This is a genomic window from Roseateles sp., assembly GCF_031397715.1.
GTDB lineage: Bacteria > Pseudomonadota > Gammaproteobacteria > Burkholderiales > Burkholderiaceae_C > Paucibacter_A.
This window is the reverse complement of the sequence record NZ_JANNMI010000369.1, coordinates 1-3,345: the sequence shown is the minus strand read 5'-3', so window position 1 is coordinate 3,345 and position 3,345 is coordinate 1. Positions and strand designations below refer to the sequence as shown.

The window sequence follows — 3,345 nt, the reverse complement described above, 5'->3', positions numbered from 1 at the left end:
CGCTGCTTACGTCCTCGAAGATCTGAAACTACAGAACTTGGTCGGTACTGCTGTACTGGCAGACTTGCACCGAACAGTCGCCGCTGTCACCAAGATGCTTGGGACGTTAGACGACAGGCGCACACGCCAGCTCTCAGGTATCTCGCAGGCGAAGACAGACGGACGCTACACAGGGCGCAAGCCTAACCTTGCGCGTCACGCCCTGCTGCGGTCAATGCTGGACGCAGGCGTTAGTTGGTCTGACGTATGCACCATCACCGGGTCCAGCCGCTCAACACTCGCCCGAATACGTCGGGCCGAGCAGGTCAGCGCAATTTTGAAATAACGCTGTGGGGGACAAGATCCCCGCAGTAGTCTAAACAACTTCACATCACCTGAAAGACCCTATGCCCTTAGTCCAATACGAACAGCGCGAAGTGACCGTTGTGAAGGAGGCAATCGTCACGATTACCGCTAACGCAACGCTCGCTTCTGTGATTCTGGAGACACTCCGCAACACTTTGGGACTCTCTTTGATCCCTGGCGCTGACGAACTGATGCAAGAGCTGAAGGCCATCCAACGGTCTGACAGTACCTTCCCTCGATTCGGCGCAACTAACGACAGTGGAAGCGGTCTGCGCATCAAGTTCGCCCCTGTCGTGGAGCGTCAGATCTAACCGCCCCACACAAACTTCCCCTCAGTAGTGAGGGGACCCCTAGTTCTAGTTGAACTACCACTTCGCAGAGAAGTGGGCTAAGTGCTTGATTATGAACACTTAGCCCACAGTTTTGTGGCTCCTCGACCTGGGCTCGAACCAGGGACCTACGGATTAACAGTCCGGCGCTCTACCAACTGAGCTATCGAGGAATTATTCGTTTGCGAGCCCGACTCGAAAAGCTGGGCCTACATAAATGGCGAAAGCCCCTTGTCATTGCTAACAAGGGACTTTCATTTTCTGTGGCTCCTCGACCTGGGCTCGAACCAGGGACCTACGGATTAACAGTCCGGCGCTCTACCAACTGAGCTATCGAGGAACAGAGCCTCAGATTATAGACCAGATTTTTAGGGCTTCACAAGTGGTATTCCAAACTTGCCCGGAAAGTTCTGGGCGTCAAGGGGTAGAGGTAGACATGGCCGAACTGGAACGGCGACTCTTTCCAGGCGCGCTTGTCGGCCAGGTTGTCAACGCCGACGCGCCACACCAGCATTTGCCGCCCCATCAGCGCCTGCTCGAAGCGCGCGCCGGCGTCCAGGCGAGTCCAGCCGGGGATGAAGACGCTGTTGTTCGCCAGTACCGCCCGTGGACCCTCATAAACCAAACCGGCCTGGAACTGCAGGCCAACCAAGCCGGGTACATCCTGGCGTGCTTGCAGGCGCAGGCTGCGCTCGGCCACGTTCTCGGACTTCAAGCCGTTGAGTGTTGCGTCCGCGCTGTTTTCGCGCCTCGCTTTCAGCTGCATCGCGCTGGCCAGCAGGCCACCGCCGGCCCACTTCAGGTCGGCTTGCGCTTCCAGGCCTTGGTGGCGATTGATGCCGTCGGCACGGCGCACGCAACTGCCGGGAACGCTGTCATCGCAGGCGCCGAAGTCGGCCCATTTGGGGCGGCTGGTGTTGAACCAGTTGAGCGACCAATCGACCGTGTTGGAGCCCGCCTTCAGGCCGATCTCGAATTGCCGACTGGTCAAGGCGGGCAGGGCCTGACCAGCGGTGCCACCGCTGGGGAATCCCTGACCGGCAGCGTCACCGTAGCGCTTGCGATTCGGTGTGACTTCGCTCTCGACCCCTTCGCCCCAGCTGGTGTAGGCCATCAGCTGGCTGTTGATGGCGTAGCTCAGGCCCAGCCAGGGCGTGGTGATGTTCTGCGTGTAGCCGGTGGCGCGGGAGCCGTCGGTGCGCACGCTGTCGCGCTGCAGCCGCGTGTGGCGCAGGCCGGCCCAGGCTTGCCAGTCGGCGCTGAGCTGCATCGCATCGCTCAGATAGAACTCGCTGCTGCGCTCGTCCCGGTTGGTGTTCTCGTCCGTCAAACTGGGGTCGGCAGTGGTGATGGCTTTGCCGTCAACCGTGCCGGTGCCGGCCCAGTTGTAGGCTTGCTTTTGAAAGCGGCTGTCAAAGCGGCTGAGCAGCATGCCGGTGCTGATTTGATGCGTGATGCTGCCGGTGACCAGCTTGCCGGCCAGTGACAGATCCAGTGCACCGCTGTTGCGGCGTTCGTTCTCGCTGCGAAAGTCGTACATATCGAAGCTGCCGTCGGCGCAGTAGCGGTCATAAACGTCGGCCGCCGAGCAACCGTAGGCATAGGCCAGTCGGTCGTCGGTCTTCAGCCGCTGCAAGCCCAGATGCGCTTGCGCGTGCCAGTCGGCAGACAGTTTTTGGGTCAAGCGCAGCGAGGCGTGGCGGTTGTCAAATACCACCGGCTGCGTCCAGCTTTGGTTGTTCAGATTGATGCGTGGGTCGAAGTCTTTGGCGTCAGGCAGTTTGTCGCCCAACATGCTCATGCCGGGCTGGCTGGGCTGGCTTTGCTTGTTCAGCTCGAACTCGGCCTCGATCAGCGTGTCGGGGCTGAGTCGCCAGTCACCGGCCATGGCCAGCAGATGGCTGCGGCCCTCGGCGTCGCGCAATTGCGGCTTGAGCTCGGCGGCAGCAGCATTGATGCGCAGGCCGAAGGCTTGGGTCTCGCCGAAGCGCTGGCTCCAGTCCAGCGTGGCCTCGGCCGTGCCGCGCTCGCTGAGCGCAAAGCCCAGCACCGTCAAGGGCTGAGCAGTCGGGCGTTTGACCAGTAGATTGACCAGGCCGCCGGGCGAGCTGGTGCCGGCCTGGATGCCGCTGCTGCCCTTCAGTATCTCGACGCTGGCCTTGTTGCCCAGCGGCAGTGCGGTTTCGGCGTTGATGGGCAGGCCGTCGCGGCGGTAGTTGAAACGGTTGTCGAGATCAAAACCTCGAACCTTCAGATAGGACACATAGCCGGTCGCGTTGTAGGCATCGCCGACGCTGGCGTCCAGTGCGGTCAGTCCAGACAGCGCGTTAATGCCGGCGTCCAGCAGGCGCTCGCTGCTGATCAGGCTGAGTTGCAGCGGCAGCTTGGCGACCGGGATCTCGCCGAAGCCGCCGATTTGGGACGGCGTGTCGGCGGCGCGGCCGCTGACCGACACCGTGGGCAGGTTTTGCGCCAGCGCGGCCGTGCCGCAGATGAAGGCGGCCGTAGCGGCCAGCAAGGACTTCTTGGAGATTGGAGTTGTGGTTGTCATCGAAACAGCAGGCGATGACAGGGCGGCAAACGACAGTGCTCTCACGTCATGAGAAATCGGTACAGCGACGTGGGCCGTGATGCTTGCTTCCCTGCGCGAGGATTACCTCAGTCAGGTTCA

3 protein-coding genes and 2 tRNA genes are annotated in these 3,345 nt (G+C 61.3%); 2 read left to right on the top strand and 3 right to left on the bottom strand.

Features of this window, described 5'->3' with window-relative positions:
• Positions 1-325 (top strand): helix-turn-helix domain-containing protein (locus RMO57_RS16110; protein ID WP_310388316.1); only part of this gene is annotated, 325 nt, incomplete at its 5' end.
• A 61-nt stretch (positions 326-386) separates the two neighbouring features.
• Entirely contained in the window at positions 387-656 is a 270-nt protein-coding gene (locus RMO57_RS16105) for a hypothetical protein (RefSeq protein WP_310388314.1), read from the top strand.
• A gap of 115 nt (positions 657-771) precedes the next feature.
• Here RMO57_RS16105 and RMO57_RS16100 read toward each other — a convergent pair.
• From RMO57_RS16100 to RMO57_RS16090, 3 genes are all read right to left on the bottom strand, one after another.
• Positions 772-847 (bottom strand) — tRNA-Asn (locus RMO57_RS16100).
• 91 nt (positions 848-938) lie between these two features.
• A tRNA-Asn gene (locus RMO57_RS16095) sits at positions 939-1,014 on the bottom strand.
• Between the two features lie 36 nt (positions 1,015-1,050).
• Positions 1,051-3,225 carry a TonB-dependent siderophore receptor gene (locus tag RMO57_RS16090; protein WP_310388312.1) on the bottom strand — a complete coding sequence of 725 codons (2,175 nt, stop codon included), beginning with the start codon at positions 3,223-3,225 and terminating at the stop codon, positions 1,051-1,053.
• Between the last annotated feature and the right edge of the window lie 120 nt (positions 3,226-3,345).